This is a genomic window from Streptomyces venezuelae (assembly GCF_008642315.1).
GTDB lineage: Bacteria > Actinomycetota > Actinomycetes > Streptomycetales > Streptomycetaceae > Streptomyces > Streptomyces venezuelae_D.
The window spans coordinates 615,725-634,966 of sequence record NZ_CP029192.1 but is presented as its reverse complement, the minus strand read 5'-3'; the positions used below and the strand labels follow the sequence as shown (position 1 = coordinate 634,966).

Annotated in this window: 14 protein-coding genes; 9 read left to right on the top strand and 5 right to left on the bottom strand. The window is 69.6% G+C overall.

Features of this window, described 5'->3' with window-relative positions:
• The first annotated feature begins 104 nt into the window (after positions 1-104).
• Both DEJ48_RS02875 and DEJ48_RS02870 read left to right on the top strand, forming a co-directional pair.
• The gene (locus tag DEJ48_RS02875) at positions 105-1,304 is read left to right on the top strand and encodes an acyl-CoA dehydrogenase family protein (protein WP_150214164.1); all 1,200 of its coding nucleotides are present in this window, start codon (positions 105-107) and stop codon (positions 1,302-1,304) included.
• Positions 1,305-1,395: 91 nt separating this feature from the next.
• Positions 1,396-2,349, top strand: coding sequence for a hypothetical protein (locus DEJ48_RS02870; RefSeq protein ID WP_150214162.1), 954 nt, complete (start codon positions 1,396-1,398; stop codon positions 2,347-2,349).
• A gap of 157 nt (positions 2,350-2,506) precedes the next feature.
• Here DEJ48_RS02870 and DEJ48_RS02860 read toward each other — a convergent pair whose 3' ends face one another.
• Positions 2,507-3,166: a CatB-related O-acetyltransferase gene (locus DEJ48_RS02860; protein WP_150214159.1), complete on the bottom strand. Its 660-nt coding sequence runs from the start codon at positions 3,164-3,166 to the stop codon at positions 2,507-2,509.
• A 388-nt stretch (positions 3,167-3,554) separates the two neighbouring features.
• On the opposite strand from DEJ48_RS02860, the gene DEJ48_RS02855 reads away from it, so the two are divergent.
• A complete protein-coding gene (locus tag DEJ48_RS02855; RefSeq protein ID WP_223831855.1) occupies positions 3,555-4,127 on the top strand; it encodes a TetR/AcrR family transcriptional regulator in 573 nt (190 codons plus the stop codon).
• A 138-nt stretch (positions 4,128-4,265) separates the two neighbouring features.
• Here DEJ48_RS02855 and DEJ48_RS39575 read toward each other — a convergent pair whose 3' ends face one another.
• Complete coding sequence (locus DEJ48_RS39575) at positions 4,266-4,412, bottom strand: hypothetical protein (protein WP_190537156.1); 147 nt, start codon at positions 4,410-4,412, stop codon at positions 4,266-4,268.
• A gap of 390 nt (positions 4,413-4,802) precedes the next feature.
• Between DEJ48_RS39575 and DEJ48_RS02850 the strand changes: the two genes are divergently transcribed.
• The 3 genes from DEJ48_RS02850 to DEJ48_RS02840 all read left to right on the top strand — a co-directional run bounded on the left by DEJ48_RS02850 (position 4,803) and on the right by DEJ48_RS02840 (position 7,937).
• Complete coding sequence (locus tag DEJ48_RS02850; protein ID WP_150214157.1) at positions 4,803-5,261, top strand: hypothetical protein; 459 nt, start codon at positions 4,803-4,805, stop codon at positions 5,259-5,261.
• 364 nt (positions 5,262-5,625) lie between these two features.
• Positions 5,626-6,372: a dienelactone hydrolase family protein gene (locus DEJ48_RS02845; protein WP_223831854.1), complete on the top strand. Its 747-nt coding sequence runs from the start codon at positions 5,626-5,628 to the stop codon at positions 6,370-6,372.
• A gap of 188 nt (positions 6,373-6,560) precedes the next feature.
• Positions 6,561-7,937: an erythromycin esterase family protein gene (locus DEJ48_RS02840; RefSeq protein ID WP_150214155.1), complete on the top strand. Its 1,377-nt coding sequence runs from the start codon at positions 6,561-6,563 to the stop codon at positions 7,935-7,937.
• Between the two features lie 1,121 nt (positions 7,938-9,058).
• Here the strand turns inward: DEJ48_RS02840 and DEJ48_RS02835 are convergent.
• The gene (locus tag DEJ48_RS02835) at positions 9,059-9,718 is read right to left on the bottom strand and encodes a hypothetical protein (protein WP_223831853.1); all 660 of its coding nucleotides are present in this window, start codon (positions 9,716-9,718) and stop codon (positions 9,059-9,061) included.
• Between the two features lie 334 nt (positions 9,719-10,052).
• On the bottom strand, positions 10,053-12,146 hold the full coding sequence (locus DEJ48_RS02830; RefSeq protein WP_150214153.1) for an ATP-binding cassette domain-containing protein: 2,094 nt from the start codon (positions 12,144-12,146) through the stop codon (positions 10,053-10,055).
• 316 nt (positions 12,147-12,462) lie between these two features.
• On the opposite strand from DEJ48_RS02830, the gene DEJ48_RS02825 reads away from it, so the two are divergent.
• The 3 genes from DEJ48_RS02825 (at position 12,463) to htpG (ending at position 18,594) form a co-directional block, all read left to right on the top strand.
• Positions 12,463-15,636, top strand: coding sequence for an NACHT domain-containing protein (locus DEJ48_RS02825; protein WP_411757414.1), 3,174 nt, complete (start codon positions 12,463-12,465; stop codon positions 15,634-15,636).
• 268 nt (positions 15,637-15,904) lie between these two features.
• A complete protein-coding gene (locus DEJ48_RS02820; RefSeq protein WP_150214149.1) occupies positions 15,905-16,564 on the top strand; it encodes a type III effector protein in 660 nt (219 codons plus the stop codon).
• 101 nt (positions 16,565-16,665) lie between these two features.
• Positions 16,666-18,594: a molecular chaperone HtpG gene (gene htpG, locus DEJ48_RS02815; RefSeq protein ID WP_150214147.1), complete on the top strand. Its 1,929-nt coding sequence runs from the start codon at positions 16,666-16,668 to the stop codon at positions 18,592-18,594.
• A 161-nt stretch (positions 18,595-18,755) separates the two neighbouring features.
• On the opposite strand, the gene DEJ48_RS02810 is transcribed toward htpG, so the two are convergent.
• On the bottom strand, positions 18,756-19,181 hold the full coding sequence (locus tag DEJ48_RS02810; protein WP_150214145.1) for a hypothetical protein: 426 nt from the start codon (positions 19,179-19,181) through the stop codon (positions 18,756-18,758).
• Between the last annotated feature and the right edge of the window lie 61 nt (positions 19,182-19,242).

Here is a 19,242-nt window from a genome sequence, read left to right as displayed (position 1 = left end):
ACCACCCCACCCATTCCCTATTTCTGCAACGGGTTCTACTCTGTCCGCCGTCAGGTCCGGGACCGAGCGAGCCGAGCTTCGAGCCGGTAGAGCCTGGAGGGGCAGTGCACCTCGAATACACGCCTGAGCAGCAGCAGTTGCGCACCGAGCTGCGCGCGTACTTCGCCGAGCTGGTACCGGACAACGCCTACGCGCGGTACGGCGAACCCGCCGCTCAGAAGCGGTTCTACCGGGAGACCGTCCGTCGCCTGGGGTCGGGCGGATGGCTGGGGGTGGGCTGGCCCAAGGAGTACGGCGGGCGCGGCCTCTCGCCCATGGAGCAGTTCATCTTCTTCGACGAGGCGGCGCAGGCGGGCGTGCCGCTGCCGTTGATGGCGCTGAACACCGTGGGACCGACGATCATGCAGTTCGGCACGGACGAGCAGAAGGCCTACTTCCTGCCGCGGATCCTCTCCGGCGAACTCGACTTCGCCATCGGCTACAGCGAACCCGACGCCGGTACGGACCTCGCCTCGCTGAAGACGAAGGCCGTGCGGGAGGGCGACGAGGAGACCGGCCACTACACGGTCAACGGCCAGAAGATCTGGACGACCAACGGCGACACGGCGGACTGGGTCTGGCTCGCGGTCCGTACGGCCACCCCGGAAGAGGGCGTCCCGCTGCACAAGGGCATCACCATGCTCCTGGTCCCCACGAGCGACCCGGGCTACTCCTGCACCCTCATCAACACCCTCGCCTCGCACGACACGACAGCCAGCTACTACGAGAACGTCCGCGTACCCGCCTCGCGCCGCGTCGGCGAGGAGAACAAGGGCTGGCGCCTGATCACGAACCAGCTCAACCACGAACGCGTCACGCTCGCCGCGCACGGCACGATGGCGATCCGCGCTCTCCACAACGTCCAACGCTGGGCGATGGACACCAAGCTGGCCGACGGCCGCCGTGTCATCGACCTCACCTGGGTCCGCGGGCGCCTGGCGAGGACCCACGCGAGGCTCGACGCGATGAAGCTCCTCAACTGGCAGATGGTGAACGCCGTCCAGGAAGGCACCCTCACTCCGCAGGACGCCTCCGCGGTGAAGGTCTACGGCTCGGAGGCACGCCGCGACGCGTACGCCTGGCTGATGGAAGTCGTCGCCTCGGCCGGCGCCCTGAAGGAGGGCTCGTCGGGCGCTGTCCTCCACGGCGAACTCGAACGCGGCTACCGCTCGGCGGTGATCTTCACCTTCGGCGGCGGCAACAACGAGATCCAACGCGAGATCATCTCGTGGATCGGCCTGGGAATGCCGCGAGTGCGCCGCTGAGCACCTTCAAGTGGGCGCCGCGCAGGGCAGGTTGAGTACGCTCGGCCGACGGCATCGCGACATGGCCACGGGCCGGCGAAGGGACTCTCACGTGCGCGCACGAGGCATCAACTACGACACCGGGTTCCTCCCGGGCGAAGAACTCTCCCGCAAGGACTTCACCCCTGAAACGGTCCGACACGACATGAGAGTGATCGCCGGGGGCCTCCACTGCGACGCCGTCCGCATCTCCGGGCGGGAGCCGGAACGGTTGAGCATCGCTGCCCGCCACGCCGCTGACGCCGGCCTGGAAGTCTGGTTCGCCCCCTTCCCCGTGGACCATCCCCGCGATCAGTTGCTCCCGTACTTCGCCGATTGTGCGGCGCGAGCCGAGGCCGTCCGGGAGTCCGGAGCAGACGTCGTGTTCGTCGCCGGCTGCGAGGTCAGCGCGTTCTGCGGCGGCTTCCTGCCGGGCCAGACCTACGGCGACCGCCTGCGGGCCATGGCCGACGCCGACATGGAGTGGTGGTCCTCCCTCGGACCGGTACAGGACAGCGTCAACGCGTTCCTCTCCCAGGTCGCCGCGACCGTCCGCCGCCACTTCGGCGGACGGATCACCTACGCCTCGGCACCCTGGGAGGCCGTGGACTGGGCCCCGTTCGACGTCGTCGGCGTCGACGCCTACCGGGCCGCGTACAACGCCGACAGCTTCCGCGACGAGCTGCGCGCGCACATGAGCCACGGCAAGCCGGTCGCGGTGACCGAGTACGGAACCTGCGCGTACCGGGGCGCGGGTGAACGCGGCGGCATGGCCTGGCAGGTGCCGCGTGACGCGATCCCGGACGAGGACGAGCAGGCCCGCTACCTCACCGAACTGCTGGACATCTTCGAGGAGGAGGGCGTGGACACCGCACTCTGGTTCACCTTCGCCGGTTACAGCAGGCCCGGAGAGCACGACCCGGGTTCGTACGGCGTGGTCCGGATGCTCGACGAGAGGCGCTGGGAACCGAAGAAGGTGTTCCACACCATGGCGGCCAGGAACACCGACAAACGGGGAGAGGAGTAGGTGGGGTCGTCTCCGGGGGAGTGCCGGGGAAGTGCCGCTCAGTCGTCCATCACCTGGTAGAGCGTCGTCCAGAAGTCATGGATCGCCCGCGCCGAATCCGGCGTGGACATACCGGTCTGGGTGAGCAGGATGCCGACGTTATATGGGCGAAGGGTGCTCAGGGCGCGACGATGTCGTCGCCGGGTGCCGCGGCCTCCAGCTCGTCGACGGTGCCGGACATGACCGTGCGCAGGTGCTCGGTGAGGTGTGGCAGGGGCCAGTCCCACCAGGCCAGCGCGAGGAGGCGGTCGAGGTCGCTGTCGCTGTAGCGGCGGCGCAGCAGACGCGCGGGGTTGCCGCCGACGATGCCGTAGTCGGGAACGTCGTCGACGACGACGGAGCCGGAGGCGATGATCGCGCCGTGGCCGATGCGGACGCCGGGCATCACGGTGGCCCGGTAGCCGAACCAGACATCGTTGCCCACCGTGGTGTCGCCCCGTCCGGGCAGGCCGCTGATGAGGTCGAAGTGATCGGCCCAGGACGCGCCCATGATGGGGAAGGGGAACGTGGAGGGGCCGTCCATGCGGTGGTTGGCGCCGTTCATGATGAACCGCACGCCCTCGCCCAGCGCGCAGAACTTCCCGATGACCAGCCTCTCGGGCCCGTAGTGGTACAGGACGTTGCGAGTCTCGAACGCGGTCGGGTCCTCGGGGTCGTCGTAGTACGTGAACTCCCCGACCTCGATCAACGGCGAGGTCACCAGCGGCTTGAGCAGCACGACGCGAGGCTGCTCGGGCATCGGGTGGACTTGAGTCGGGTCGGCGGGAACGGGCGGCATCTGTGATGGCTTCCTTTCGGAGGGGGCGGACGTCAGAGGAGAGCGGATGTCCGACGGTTCGGGTGTGCGTGGTGTGCCGGGCGTGCCGGGTGTACCGGGTGTGGCAGGAATGCCGGGTGTGTCGGGTGAGCCGGAGACGGATCGTCGCATCGGACGTGCCAGAAGTATGGGACGTATCGAACGAGCCAAACGAGTCGTACGTGTCGAAGGTGCCGGAAGTGGCAAGTGAATTGGGCGACTTGCATGCGTACGCGCATGCGGAGCAAGCAGAGCAGCAGGGTCCACGCTCCTTAATATGGAACGGCACGTGTCGTGCCGCCCGCAAAGAACAGCGCATGAAACCGTCCCCCGTCAAGTACGGCACGTGCCGTGCCGTTAAGGTGGTGCCATGACCGACTCCCACCGCGGCACCGCCCGCACCGAGGCCATCATGCGGACCACGCTGGAGCTGGGTCAGGAGATCGGCTACGCGAAGCTCAGCATCGAGGCGATCGCCGCGCGGGCCGGGGCCGGAAAGCACACCATCTACCGCAGATGGCCGTCCAAGGGTGCCCTGCTCCTCGACTCCCTGCTCTCCCTGCACCGGTCAAGCCTGGACTTCTCCGACACGGGCGACATCGTGTCCGACCTGCGTACGCAGATGCACGCGGCCATCGACCTGCTGGGCACCCCGCCCTTCGGCCCGCTGTACCAGGCCCTGATCGGCGAGGCGCAGAGCGACCCCCAGGTCGCCGCCGCGCTCAACGAGCGCTTCATCACCCCACAGGCCGAGCTGACCGTCGCCCGCCTGAAGGCGGCCCGGGAACAGGGTCAGCTGTCGCCCGACTTCGACCTGGACCTGGCCATGGCCGTCCTCTCCGGCCCGCTCTACTTCCAGCTGCTCATCACCCAGGAGCCCCTGACCCACGCGTACGCGGACCGGATCGTCGACGCGCTCTTCATCGGCATGGGCAAACACTGACGCGACCTGTCGTCTCCGCCCCGGGCCTCGCCGCCAGCTCCCGGAGCAGGTCGAGATCGACGGGCGGGACAGCAGTTGTACGGCGAGCAGGGCCACCGTGGCGAGTGTGGCCGCCGCCACTTGTCCTTGCCCGGCGATTTACTCCGCGGCGTAGATCTCCGCCGCTATTTCGAAATCAGTGACCGCCCCCGGCGGAGCGGCAACACGGAATCGCTTGCCGAAGTCGGCGTACGACTCGTCGAGGTCCTTCATACGAGCCTGCCGTTTCACCCACCGGTCAGCCATGACCTTCACACGTACCGGGTCCCTTTTGGCGTCGGGCGACAACAGCAAAGCCTGCTTGCTGCCCCGCGTGTAGAGCGCGGACGTAGTGATGACCCAGCCCAGGGCGGCGGCACCCTTTCGCGCCCGTGATGCCCTCGGTTTTCATACGCCGGGTCGAGCGGAGGAAATCCTGATCCAGCGTCACGTCGATCGCCGTCTCGATGAGCTCGGCCGCCCGGCGTCAACTGGCTTGGTATTGCGCGGCGCGGCGGAGGCACCGTTGACCGGCTGTTTCGGGTCGGCTGCCGCGCGGCTCGCCTGCGAGTCGTTACGTGGAAGACCATTCCGCTTCGCCAGGGAAAGCCCATAGTGATCGCGCGGCGCAAGAGTGGCCCCATCGGGGGGATCCCCATGATTCTGGCCGCCGAGGCGTTCGGTGTCTGGGCCATGGTCGAGGGGTGGAACGGTAACGACCCCGGAGAGGCGCCTGCCTTTGGCGCCTTCCTGCTCGCGCTTTCGCGGTTCATGTGGCGCGCGGTTGTCCGGCCCCGTGTCGATGTCTATGCGGACGGTCTGCAGGTCATCGGCTTCTGGGGGCGCCCCTGGATTCCCGGTGGGGCCATCCGCCGCGTCGATACCGAGGACGGCATGACGGTCACCACCACTGGAGGCGACGTCATCGAGATATACGCGTTCTCCGCGTCCCTCATCGACCGTGGGAGGACGCCCGCCGCGGCGCAGCAGATGCGCCGTGCGAAGCCGGCCCGGCCTGGGCGCCCGGGAAGGTGCCTGATGTCCGGCGCAGTCCGGACTGGACCTGGGCAGACCTGTTGTTCGTGCCGATGCCCGTCCTCGCGGTTCTGGCGATGACCGGTGTCTACGGCACCTGAAACTGAACGATCGCGTTCGCTGGAGCCAAACATCGAGGTGAGGAGGGCACGATGAGACAGCGTGTTCTTTGCGGCTCGGGACGTCGGCGTCTTCCCACTCCGCCTTCGTCAGATGCCCACGACCCGTGCCTCCAGCCTGACCACGACAACACGGTGCCCTTCACCGTGCGGCAGACCGCGAAGAACTGCGGACGAGATCGGCCGAGACACGGGCGTCCCTCAACTCCTACGTTGCGCGGACGTTGTGCAGGCTTCAGCTCAGATCAGGTAGAGATGTGCGCGCCGCTCTGCCAGTGGCAGAACACCGGCCGTGCCAGGACCGACGATCACTACAGTCCAGCCTCATGACGACGACTACGATGATCACGACGCGTACGGTCGAGTACCAGGCGGACGGTCTGGCGATGGTCGGGCACCTCGCGCTCCCGGCCGGTGTCGATCGCCGGCCCGCGGTGCTGCTCGGGCCGGAAGGCATGGGGCTCAGTGACGTCGAGCGCCGCCGGGCCGACGCTCTCGCCGAGCTGGGATACGTGGCCCTGGCCTTCGACCTGCACGGCGGCCGCTACTTGGCCGACCCCGAGGAGATGCTGGCCCGTTGCCTGCCACTGCTCGCCGATCCCGACCGGATGCGGGACATCGGCCACGCGGCGCTCGACGTGTTGCTTGCCGAACAACGGGCCGACCCCGACCGGATCGCCGCCATCGGTTACGGCACCGGGGGCGCCATCGGACTGGAACTCGGGCGCGATGGGGCCAGCCTGCGCGCGATCGGGACCGTCAACGCGACCACCACGGGCCGACCGGGCGAGGCCGCACGCATCCGCTGCCCGGTGTGGGCCGGAGTCGGGTCGGAAGACCCGATCATGTCGCCCGCGCAACGGAATGCGTTCACCGCCGAGATGCAGGACGCGGGCGTCGACTGGCGCCTGACGGTCTACGGCGGCGCCTTGCACGCCTTCCACCACCCGCCGGTCGACCACCCCACTGTCCCGGGCGTCGGCTACCACCCACAGCACGCGCAGCGAGCCTGGCGCGACGTCGTCGACCTCCTCGCCGAGTGCCTGCCCGTGACGCAGAGCCTGGGGGCATGACTCGAACAAAGGCGCGCAGAACCAAGCTACTTGACCCCCGCGCCCCTTCAGGGCCAGGACCAAGTCCAGGACCTGGACCAGGACCGCAGTACTGGTCATGGCCCCTGGAGGGGTGTAGCTAGCGCCCGGGGCGTTCGGGGGGCGCGCTGGATGGTCCGAGGCACCACCGCCCGGCGAGGGTTGGGCACATGAGAACGCACAAGGCCCTGCTCGCCGCCCTCCTCATCCCGATCGGCGCCACCCTGGCCGTCGCCCCGGCCGCCTCCTCGGCTACCCCGCCCGCCCCGCCAGCTGCCGCGGCCCCCGACGCCAACGCGGCCCGCTCCCCGAAGGCAGCCCTTGACCGGGTGGCCCACCCCCTGCGCACCACCGAGCCCCGCGGCAGCCTGACCGACCTCCGCCCGTTCGGCCGGATGGTCGGTGACGCCAAGGTCGTGGGCCTGGGCGAGGCCACCCACAACTCGCACGAGTTCTTCACCGTCAAGCACCGCATCCTGCGGTACCTGGTCGAGAAGAAGGGTTTCCGGGCTTTCGCCCTCGAAGCCCCCTGGAGCACCGGACTGCGCCTCGACGCCTACCTCCTGCGCGGCGAGGGCGAGTTGAAGCAGATCATGGACGAGGAGTTCCAGGGCAGCTACCAGTTCTGGAACAACGCCGAGTACCGCGATCTGCTCCAGTGGATGCGCGCGTACAACGTCAAGCATCCCAAGGACCCGGTCCACTTCGTCGGCGACGACAACGGGTTCGCCGGTGGTGAGCTGTACGACAAGGTGAGTGCCTACGCGGCCGCGGAACGCCCCGAACTCAGCGCGAAGCTCACCGAGCTGTACCAGGGCCTGCGGCCCACCACCGACGCCGACACATATGTCGAGGACTACCTGTCGAAGCCGCTGGCTGAACGCAAGGAGCTCGCCGAGCGGACCGGCCGGGCACTGAACCTGCTCAAGCAGCGGTCCGGCAGGGGCACCGACGCCGACGCGCGTGCCTGGGCGATCCAGCACGCCACCGCGATCCACCAGATGACCACCATGTACGCCTTCGACTGGGACGATCCACAGGCCGTCTCCGCCGCCATGCGCTACCGCGACCAAGTCATGGCGCAGAACGTCGCCTGGTGGCAGCAGCAGACCGGCGACAAGATCGCGCTCTCCGCCCATAACAGCCACGTTGCCCTCAGGACCTACACCGCCAGAACCCACCCGAAGGTCCAGGGCGACTTCCTCCGCGAACAGTTGGGCCGCGACTACCTGAGCACCGGGCTCACCTTCGATCAGGGCTCGTTCAACGCCCTGGGCCAGGACGGCGCCGTCCACCGCTTCACCGTCGGCCCGTCCGCACCCGGCACCACCGAGCACACCCTGGACCGGGTACGCCACCGCGACTACATGGTGGACCTCCGTACCGCCCCCGCCCCGGCCCGCGCCTGGCTCGCCGAGCCGCGCACCGTCAAGAACATTGCCGCCACCTACCCCTGGAACGACAATGCCGCACAGATCCGGCTCGCCAAGACCCACGACATCGTGATCCACCTCCACCGGGTGGAGGCGGCCGACATGCTCAAGTAGCACCGGACCCGCACGGCGGGGCGGCGGCGCGGTAGGTCGGCCGGTCCGACGTCCCGCGCCGCCAGAGCCTGCGTGGTCGGCGGAGGTGCCGTGCCCTCAGCAGCCTGCGGCGTTACCAGCGTCTGGGCGCACCGCCGGATCCCCTGGGACGGCGCCCTTCGCTGTCTGCAGACAACCGCGACGGCTGCCAGACAGGACGATCCTCAGCTTCCCGGCCCCGGTGTCGAACTGCGGCGTCAACGCGAGGACCTCGAGCTCGTCAGCGCCTTCGGCAGCAGCGAACGCGGCCACGTCGTGGCCGGACTGCGTGCCAGAGCCGAGGCGGATGCTCGCGGATGGAAGCAAGCCACCGAACAGCTAGACCTTCTGCACGACCGATCGACGACGCCAGGCGCAGTCGTGGGGATCGACTCGCGGTGCGTCGAGGTCGCCGTCCCGCCACCAGTCCCGCCGACACGTCATCGTGGGCGGGGGTGGTCATCGAGCGTGCCCTCGCCGCCTCGCTTCAAGGCCCGACAACGGCCGGCGTCTACCGCGGTGGTTGGAGACCGTTGGTTGGAGACCGTCCGACTCGTACGGCCCCGGTTTCGTCCGTTGTCAAACCAGCAGGGGATGTCGCCCCACCCTGAGGTGGGCGGCCAGAGCCTGGAGCAGCGCCGCGGCCGCCATGCGCGTCAGGGGCTGAGTGGGGGAGTGGTCAGGTGACCGCGTCCGTCGTCCCTTCGGGGGCGACGGGCGCGGGGTGTCTCCGGTGTCTGCGGTGTCTGCGTTCCTCAGACACCCGCCCTCTCGCTCACCTCCTTCTGCGGCCGCGCGGCCGCAGAAAGAGGTGTCCGCCTGAATGACGAGGAGGGTGATGAGCCCGGCGGCCGCCGCGACGAACGCTGCGCGCGACACCGCGCTCGGCCTGTGCGGACCGTTCCGAGAGACCGTCCCGTGCGCACGAGGGTCCGTAACCCTCCTCGGGGCAGGGGGAATTAGGGGTACGGGCGTGTGTCGGCCCTACCTACAGCGCGGTGATATTCCCCCTGAGCGTCCGTGGCGAACCCATGCGCGTCCGTGGGCCTGATCGATCTGACCCTCGCGAGGAATCGCCCGACGTGCACCTCGTGCCCGGCGGCCTACAGACTCCTCGGAACGCTCTGCGTGGCGGCGGTTCGGGCAGACGCCACGTCATTGGCGTAGGCGTCCCCTACCGCCGCGGCGACACGGTTGGCCAGGTCCTCCCACGGACGCGGGGCGATGACAGGCACACCGGCCGCCCGCGCCTGCGCGGCGAGCCACCTGCCGTACAGCACGCTGACTCGTGCGCGATGGCGCTGCGGTCCGGCCTCCGGCTCCCGGCGCAGGTAGTTGGCCGTGACCTGTTCCTCGTCGTCCTCGTGGAGGAAGACGGCCCGGACCGGACCGTCGGGTGTCGCCGGTCCGGGCAGGACGTAGTCCCCTTCCAGGATGACTGGGGTGACCGTGTCCACATGGTTGGCCACCACCGCCTTGATCGCCGGGTCCAGCGCCTTGGCGATGGCGATCTGCCACTGGACCACCGACTCGGGCGCCTGGTGGGCGGCCTCCGGGTGCGTGCGCCAGAAGTGGATCTCCGGCAGGTGCTCGGGCAGTGTCACCGCGAGGACGGCCTCCACGATGTCGTCGACCTCCACGACGGGGACGTCGTACCGTCGCGCCAACGCCCGCCCGACACCGGTCTTCCCCATCCCCGACGCACCCCCGACGACGAGCACTCGCCAGTCGGGAAGGCTCTTCACCTCATCCGTACCGTCCACGCGGGCAGAGTACTTCAGCCACTTCGTTCACCTGGGTGCGTGTGGCGTCACACCCAGGCCGGGTCGGTGTCGGACTCCGTGAGCTTTCTCAACAGGCTTGCCTGCGGTGGGCGTCAGGTGCTGGGCGATCCGCGCGGTTATGGCTTCGCAGGCTGGAAGCGACCATTCTGCGGTGGTCTGTACTTCCTCGGAGCACACTGTGGGGCGTCACGTCGCGGGAGAGGGACGTTTCCGCGTGCACCCCACTGTGGTTCCCGGGCGGGCCGGCCACCTGGGGCTGGAACCCGCCTGCACATCCTGGAAACTCGGCCTGCTGGAAGTCGTGGGGGGTGGGTCAGCTCGCCGTTCGGTGATCGGAGGGGTGGGGGCCCCGGGGGCCGGGGAGGGGGTCGGGCGCCGGAGCTAATCCGTACTGGGCGGCCTGAGCGGTGAACATGCCTTTGTACAGGCCTCCTTCGCGGTTCATCAGGTCCCCATGGCGGCCGTCCTCGACCACGCGTCCGCGGTCGAGGACGTAGATGTGGTCGGCCTTCATGGTCGCGGCGAGCCGGTGGGTGACCAGTACCACCGCGTGCCCCTGCTCGGCCAGGGACCACAGCCCCCGGAAGGAGGCGATCTCGGCGTGCGGATCAAGGGCGCTGGTCGGTTCGTCGACCAGCAGGAACGGTGCCTGCCGGTAGCGAGTTCGCGCGGTACCGAGCTTCTGCCACTGCCCGCCCGAAAGCTGAACACCGCGTTCGTAGCCCTTGAACACGATCGAGTCCCAGCCGTGCGGCAGGCCTTCGATCAGGTCGAGCACACTCGCCTCCTGAGCGGCCCGGCGGACGCGGACCATGTCGCGGGGCCGGTCACCGGCGCCGATCGCCACGTTCGCGGCCGCCGTCATCTCCCAGCGCGGGAAGTCCTGCGTCAACAGCCCGACGGCGCCGAAGACCTGGGCGCGGTCCGCCTCACGCAGCTCGACGCGCTCGCCCGACTCACCCACCCACCACACGTCGCCTTCCGAAGGCAGCAGCAGCCCGGCCAGCACCTTCGTCAAGGTGGTTTTGCCCGAGCCGTTCGCGCCGACCAGGGCCGTCACCTTCCCCCGGGGCACCCGCACGCTCACCCCGCTCAGAGCAGGAGAGTCGGCGCCCGGATACGTGAACGACACCGCCTCCGTCCGTACCTCGACGGGCGAAGGCAGCGGCGTACCGGAGATCGGGATGGCGTACTCATCTGCCACCTTGATGGCGTCCTCCGTGTCGGTGAGGAACAACAACTCCTCATACAGGCGGTTGACCTGCTGCACCAACGACGTCAACCGCGCCGTCGAAGTACGGATGGCGATCACCGCTGTCCCGCCCACGGCGAGCGGCAGACCACCGCTCGCCAACAGCCACCACAGCACCCCGTAACAGGCCAACGACGCCACGCCCGCGAACGCCCCGGCGACCAGGTCCGTGGACGCCTGCGCCCGCGCGAGGCGCCGCTGCTCCGTCTCCGTCTGCCGTGACATCTCCTCGTAGCTGGACAGCAGCTTCCTGCCGGCGGCATGCACGCGGATCTCCCCGGCGGCATGCGGGCGGGTCAGATAGGCCAGCAGGGACGCGATCGCCCTGCGGTGATCGATCCAGTTCATCCGCGAGAGGTAGTCCCGGCGTGCGGAGCGAACCGCGCCCCACCCTTTGGGCAGGGCGATCGCCAGCAGCATCGGCAACAGCGCCCAGTGCAGCGCCGCGAGCACGACCGCGGCCGCGACCATGCCGATCACCACGCTGCCCACGCCGACCGACAGGCGCAGCATGCTGCGGGCCGAGTCGACGCCGAACCTCCCCGCCTCCAGCACCCGTTGGACCTCGGGTCGTTCGGCGGCCTCCGCTTCCACGCCGGTGACGGCTGTGTAGTACCGGGCGGAGACCGCCCGCTCCACCTGCGGCTCGAGACGGCCGGACATGGCCGTCGACCAGGCCGCCAACACTGCGGTGGCCACCGCCGCGACCGCGAGCACCACCAGCGACGGCACGGCGTCGCGAAGTTTGTCCGCCGTGGGGCCGTCCGCGAACAGCTGCGTGAGGACGCTGTTGACCGCCACCAGCCCCCACCCGGCCGACACTCCCTGCCCGAGCTGCGCCGTCACGACCCCGGCCAGCGCCCGCGGGTCCGTCTGCCATCCGGTGCGCAGCACCATGGCCACCATGCGGGGGAGCGCGGCGGCCATGTGCCCGAACTTCAGGCGGGTGAGCGGGCGTTCGTGGCGGACGTAGGACTGGTCGTAGCGAAGACGGCCGCCGTACAGCTCCTGCTCCGCGTCGGAGATGCTGTCCTGCGCCGGCTTCTTCGTCGGTTCCTGCGGCGGTTTCTGTGCCCGTTCCTGCGGCGGTTCCTGCGGCGGTTCCTTCGCCGGGCCCGCTGGCTCGTCATCGCTGCCTGCTTCGACAGACGTCAATGTGTTCCCCCTCCTGTGTGCGAGTGCACGAGTGCGCGAGTGCGCGTTGGTGGCGTCGGCGTGTTCAACGACGCCGCCACCATTTCGAACACGTGTCTTTCGGTCGGGTCGCGTGCCCAGCGAGTGGGCGGCTTTTCGAAGGTGTGTGCTGCACCGACCGTTGCCGCGCAAGAGCACGCGCTCAGCGCCGCATTGGCCGAAACGCCGACGCTCAGGCAACAGGAGCCGATGACGGGTCGAGGGTGGGGATCAAGGGGCCCGTCCGGGAGACTGGTCGGCGTGCGGAGGTCGGCACCGGTGCCGGGGGGGGAGACGTGTGGGGCTGAGTTATCAGGACGCTGTCCGGTTGCTCGGGGGTCGCGAGGACGCCACCGTCGCCGCGCTCGACCGGCTGACCGGAGGGCTGCTGCTCGCGTCGACGGCCACCGGGGCCGGGTTCGCCGCCGGCCTGTTCGACGTCAGGGGCGAGCTGTCCAGGCTCGGCGCCGTCCTCGTGCACGGCCTCGGCACACGGGCGCGCGGCCTCTCCCGCTTCGAGCGCGGTGAACGGCTGGCGGCAGCCCACGCCGTGGTGGTGCTGTCCGCGTACTTCGAGGTGCTGGCCGAGGCCCAACTCACGGGCACGGTACGGGACCTGGAGCTGAGCCGCGCCGAACAGGCGGCGCTGGCCACGGGAGAGCGGACCGACTCTCGGCGCCTGCGTGCCCTGGCCGACGCCCTGCTGCGGTCGGACGTGCCGATGCCTTCACCCCACCGTTCGTACGAGGAGACCCTCACAACGCTTGGTGGCTTCTACCGGCGGTTGTCGGGCGAGGTGACCCGCTTCGTGACCGGGCTCGCCCTCTGGGACGAGCTCGACGAAACCCGCAGGGACCGCCTGGAACAGATGCTGTCAGAGGGCCTGCCGGGCCGGGCCTGCACCCGGTACGAGGAGTTGTTCCGGCAGCTCGCCCTGGACTTCCCGGAGGTCGCCTTCTGGGCGAACCTGGTCGACCACCAGGCAACGCGGACCCAGCTCCGGTCGCTGCGGGCCGGCCTCGACGAGCTGGGCCGGGCGCTCTCGGAGCTCGCCGCACCCCGGACTCCCGACCCCTGGCTCGCCGGGCTGGCCCGCGCCCACGCCGCGGTCCTCGACCGGCCCATCCTCACCTCACGGGACGTCCTGGACGGGTTGAGCCTCCCGGCGCTCGCCGCGGCATACGTGAGCCCGGACTTCCGAGTGGCCGAAGTCGGCCCCGCCGACCGCTTCGCCGAGGAGGAGTGGTGGGTCGAACAGCGGGTCCGCGAAGATCTCGACCACTTCCTGCTCGGCCACCTCACCTCGCCGCGGGCCGTCCGTGCCCCGCTGGTCGTCCTCGGCCAGCCGGGGTCGGGCAAGTCCGTCTTCACCCACGTCCTCGCGGCACGACTGCCGCCCGCGGACTTCCTCGTCGTACGAGTGGAACTGCGCGACGCGGCCGCTGAGGCGGATCTGCAGACACAGATCGAGCAGGCCGTGCGGTCGGCCACCGGAGAGGCCGTGACCTGGCCGGAGCTGGTGCGGCGTGGAGCGGGCGCGCTGCCGGTCGTCCTGCTCGACGGCTTCGACGAACTGCTCCAGGCCACGGGCGCCGGCCAGAGCGACTACCTCCAGAAGGTCGGCGACTTCCAGCGGCGCGAGGCGGCCCAGGGGCGGCCCGCCGTGGTCGTCGTCACCAGCCGCACCGCGGTCGCCGACCGGGCCCGGCCCGCGGAGGACATGCTCGCCCTGTGCCTGGAACCGTTCAGCGACGCCCAGGTCACCTGGTGGCTGCGGATGTGGAACGCCACCAATGCCACCGGCTTCGCCGCCCGCGGTCTGCGCCCGCTGGAGCCCGAAGTGGCCCTGCGGTACCCAGCCCTGGCATCCCAGCCACTCCTGCTGCTGATGCTCGCGCTCTACGACGCCGACGGCAACGCGTTGCAACGGCGCGACGCGTCACTGGGGGAGGGCGAGCTCTACGAACAGCTGCTCACCAGCTTCGCCGCCCGAGAGGTCCGCAAGACCGCCGCGGGGCTCGCCGAGGAAGAGCGCGACGCCGCGGTGGAACGGCAGCTCGACCAGCTGTCCCTGGTCGCGTTCGCCATGTTCAACCGCGGACGGCAGTGGATCGGCGTGGCCGAACTCGACGCGGACCTCTCCGCGCTCGCCCCGGATGCCCACCGGGCCCGCGCCGCACCCGGTCTGCGGGCCACGCTGTGCGCGGCGGACATCGTGCTCGGCCAGTTCTACTTCGTCCACGAGTCGCGGGCGAACCGCGACGGCCTGCGCCTTCGGACCTACGAATTCCTGCACGCCACCTTCGGGGAGTACCTGGTCGCCCGGCTCGTCACGAAGGAACTGGAGGATCTGCAGGATCTGACCGCGGCGTCGAGCTCCCCGGCGCGCCGCACCCGGCCCGCGGTGATCGACGACGCGTACCTGCACGCCCTGCTCTCCTTCATGCCCCTGACCACCCGCAGCACCGTCGTCTCCTTCGCCTGCGAACGGTTGCGCGCTCTGCCGGAGCCGCGCCGCCACGGCGTGCGCGAGGTGCTGCTCGACCTGTTCCGGCATGCGGGGCAGGCACGGCACGACACTCGATACGGCGACTACGTACCCAGCAGGCTCCCGGTGACCGCCGGTCCCGCCAGGTACTCCGTGAACCTGCTGGTGCTCGCCGTCGCGACGGCGGGACGACTCACCGGCAGCCAGCTGTTCCCGCAGGAGCACGACGTCATACCGGCGTGGCGGGCCGCCGCGCTGCTGTGGCGTTCGCAGTGCCCCGAGGAGGCGTGGGAGGGGCTGGTCGCCACGCTGGCGCTCGAACGCGGCTGGGACGGCGACCGACGGGAGATCCGACTGGCGCTGCGGTCCGACTCGGAGCCTGTCCCCGGGCCGCTGGACACGCACTGGACGTACGACCGCAACGCGGACAACCACTTTCGGCAGAGCGCGAGGCGGGACGGCGGCTGGTTCTCCTGGATCTCGCACCCGAACTTGTGGCTGCGGATCCAGTCCCACTTTCTGTGCGATGTGCTGGACGACGTCTTCGCCCATGGCCTGGAACCGTTGGCGGGTCCGTGGGACACAGCGGTCACCACGTTCTACGACAACGGTGACGAGCTGCCCGTCTCGGCGGTCCACGCGATGATCACCCTGTGGCTTCGCGTCGACCAGGACTGTACGCAACGGGAGCTGACCACGGCCTTCGACACCTGTCTACAGACGGCCCTCAACAGCTTCGCCCCCAACGACCGCGAGACCCGGCGACGCTTCCGCCTGATGTTTCTGCGGCGCCTCGCGGCGGACTGGCCGCGCCTGGAACCGGAGTGGGTGGAGCGGGCGATGCGATCCATCCACGACGGAGGCAAGGACACAACGGTCGACGACGGCTCACTCTTCCGCGACGTCGCCGATGAGGTGCTCCCCGCCGTCCTGAAGGCGGCACATTGGACGGACGAGGGGGCGGGCGGGGGACGTGTCGATTGACCGAGGTGAGTCCGCCCGCGACGCGGGTCGGCCTTAATGGTGAGCACGTTCTGCCCGACGTTGGTGCCGGTGCCGGTGCCGGTGCCGATGCCGATGCCGATGGCGTCCGCGGTCACGCCGGGGATGAGACCACCAGGTACCTGTCGCCAGCAGGTTCAAGCGATTGCTGCCAACGCGCTGCGGCGCAATGACCCCGTTGTAGCATGTCATCCAATCGATGACAGAGGTCGTGTCGTCGACCTGATGACAACCCCCGCGGGAGGTGCCCGTGACCGTAGCCGACCAGCCGCAGCCGTCCACGACCCGTACCGACACCCACAGCCCGGCGTCCTTCCTCGCCGCCGCGGCGGCGCTCACCGCCATCGACGACGCGCTGCGCGGCGCCCAGTGCGAAGCCCCCGACGACAAAGGGCCCGGTCCCGCACAGGCACTGGCCTCCTTGATGTTGCTGCGGCAGGTGCGCGAGCAGCTCGCCGGCTGGGAGACCGGCCTGATCGAAACCGCACGCGACGCGGGCGCCAGCTGGGCCGACCTGGCCTCCCCCCTAGGCGTGGCCAGCCGCCAGGCCGCCGAACGGCGCTACCTGCGCGGCCGCCCCGGCGCCGCGGGCACCACCGGCGAACAGCGCGTGGCGGCCACCCGCCAGGCCAGGGCCGCCGATCGCGCCACGGCCACCTGGGCCCGGACCCACGCCGCCGACCTGCGCCGCCTCGCCGGGCAGATCACCGCACTCGACGGTCTCGCGCCCCGAGCGCGCTCGGCCCAGACCGCCCTGCACGCCGCTCTCGGCGCCACGGACGCCGCCGAGCTCGTCGGGGCCCTGGCCGACATGCGCCCCTACCTCGATGCCCGCCATGCCGGCCTGGCGGCCTCCCTGGACGCCCTCGAAGACCGACGCACGACTACAGCCCCCGACGACGGACAGTGATCCGTCCCGGCCCCCAGTCCCACCCGTTCATGACCGCCTTACAGATAAAAGCAGCGACACAGTTACACGGTCACACAGGCTTGAAGGAGAAAGAGAACCCCATGGCTAACAGTGTCGAGACGATGGAATTCCAGGCCGAGACCCGCCAGTTGCTGCGACTGGTGATTCACTCGATCTACTCGAACAAGGACATCTTCCTGCGCGAGCTGATCTCGAACGCCTCCGACGCCCTGGACAAACTTCGGCTGGCATCGCTGACCGAAGACGGTCTCGCCGATATCGACACCACCGACCTGCACATCGCGCTGGAGGTCGACACCGACGCCCGCACGCTGACCGTCCGGGACAACGGGATCGGCATGACCCGGGACGAACTCGTGGAGCTGATCGGCACGATCGCCAAGTCCGGCACCGCCGGCCTGCTGGAGAAGATGAAGGAGGCCAAGGACGCCAAGGACGCGGTCACCGCCGAGAGCCTGATCGGGCAGTTCGGCGTCGGCTTCTACTCGGCGTTCATGGTCGCCGACAAGGTCACCCTGCGTACCCGACGTGCGGGCACCGAGTCCGGCACCCAGTGGGAGTCCGACGGCGAGGGCACCTACGACCTCCAGACCGTCGACGGCCTGCCCACGGGCACCTCGGTGATCCTGCACCTCAAGCCCGCCGACAGCGAGGACGGGCTCGCCGACTACCTGTCCGAGCCGAAAATCCGCCAGATCGTCAAGCGGTACTCGGACTTCATCCGCTGGCCGATCCGGATGGCCACCGAGCGCACCGATGCAGAGGGCGCCACCACCCGCGACATCGACACGCTCAACTCGATGAAGGCCCTGTGGGCCCGTCCGCGTACCGAGGTCACCGAGGACGAGTACAGCGAGTTCTACCAGCAGATCAGCCACGACTGGCAGGCTCCGGCCGAGACGATCCACATGCGTGCCGAAGGCACCTTCGAGTACGAGGCGCTGCTGTTCATCCCCTCGCAGGCACCCTTCGACCTGTTCTCCCGCGAGACCAAGCGCGGCGTACAGCTGTACGTCAAGCGGGTGTTCATCATGGACGACTGCGAAGCGCTCATGCCCAACTACCTGCGCTTCGTCAAGGGAGTCGTGGACGCGCACGACCTGTCGCTCAACGTCTCCCGCGAAATCCTTCAGCACGACCGCCAGATCCGCGGCGTCCGCAGGCGCCTGATCAAGAAGGTCCTCGGCGCCCTCAAGTCCGTGCAGTCCAAGGACGCCGAGCGCTACGCGAAGCTGTGGGAGCAGTTCGGCCGCGCGCTCAAGGAAGGCCTGCTCGAGGACACCGACAACACCGAGACGCTGCTGGAGCTGGTGTCGGCCGCCTCCACCCACGACCCGGAGAAGACCACCACCCTGCGCGAGTACGTCGAGCGCATGAAGGACGGCCAGGACGCCATCTACTACCTGACCGGCGAGAACCGCGCGATGGTGGAGAACTCCCCGCACATGGAGGCCTTCGCCGCCAAGGGCTACGAGGTACTGATCCTCACCGACCCCATCGACGAGGTGTGGGTGGACCAGGTCCCCGCCTTCGACGGCCACCGCCTGCAGTCCATCGCCAAGGGTCAGGTCGACCTCGACGACGACGCCGACGGCGAGAAGGAAACCGACGCCGACAAGGCCCAGCGGGAGCAGGACTTCGCCACGCTGCTGCCCTGGCTGACCACCACCCTGTCCGAACACGTCAAGCAGGTCCGCCTGTCCTCACGCCTGACCACCTCGGCGGCCTGCATCGTCGGCGACGCCCACGACGTGACCCCGACCCTGGAGAAGATGTACCGGGCCATGGGCCAGGAGATGCCCCCGGTCAAGCGGATCCTGGAACTCAACCCCGCACACCCGCTCGTCACTGCCCTGCGCACCGCGCACGCCGCGAACGCCGACGACCCCGCGCTGGCGGAGATCGCCGAGCTGGTCTACGGAGGCGCGCTGCTCGCGGAAGGCGGCGAACTGCCCGACCCGGCCCGCTTCACCCGACTGCTCACCGACCGTCTGACCGGCACGCTGTAACGACGATCGCGGCCCGGTAGAGCCCCAGCGCTCTCGGCTCCTATGCCTGCCTCGGCTCATGTGTCTGCCTGCTCCGGCGCCCTGCACGGGCCGACGGAAGCAGGCAGACGCATGCGGGCTGCTCACCTCCGCTTGCCACACCCTCGATGTGGGGGTGCGTCTCATGAGCGGAGTCGGTCTTCCGGGCCAGAAGGGCCGGAGCCCCCGGCTCGCGCGGTGGCTGCCGCCTGCAGCAGGGTCCAGCCGTCGATCTCCACCGCTTGCCGCCCCTCGGTCTGCCATCCGCGGGTTGATGCCGCGTCGAGCAGTGCTCGGACGGCGCCGGGTTCGTGCAGGTTCAGGGAGGCGCCCCGTACGTATCCCACATCTCCGGAGCCCAGGGGCGCCCCGCCCGGGACGTACCGGCCTTGGCCTTCGGCGAAGACGATACGCAGTGGCCCGCCCGTGCCGGTCGGCTGCGGGTACAGCGTGAGGGTCTCGCAGCATGACCGGTCGCCGCCCGCCACGCTGTGGCTGTGACGGAGCGTCCACAGATACGCGCGCCCGTCGGCGACCAGGCGACGAGCCTTCCTCGGATGGCGGGGCACGGAGCCGAGGGTACCCGGCCTGGTTCAGAAGCCCCCAGCGGCGCCCAGACCGGGTGATGCG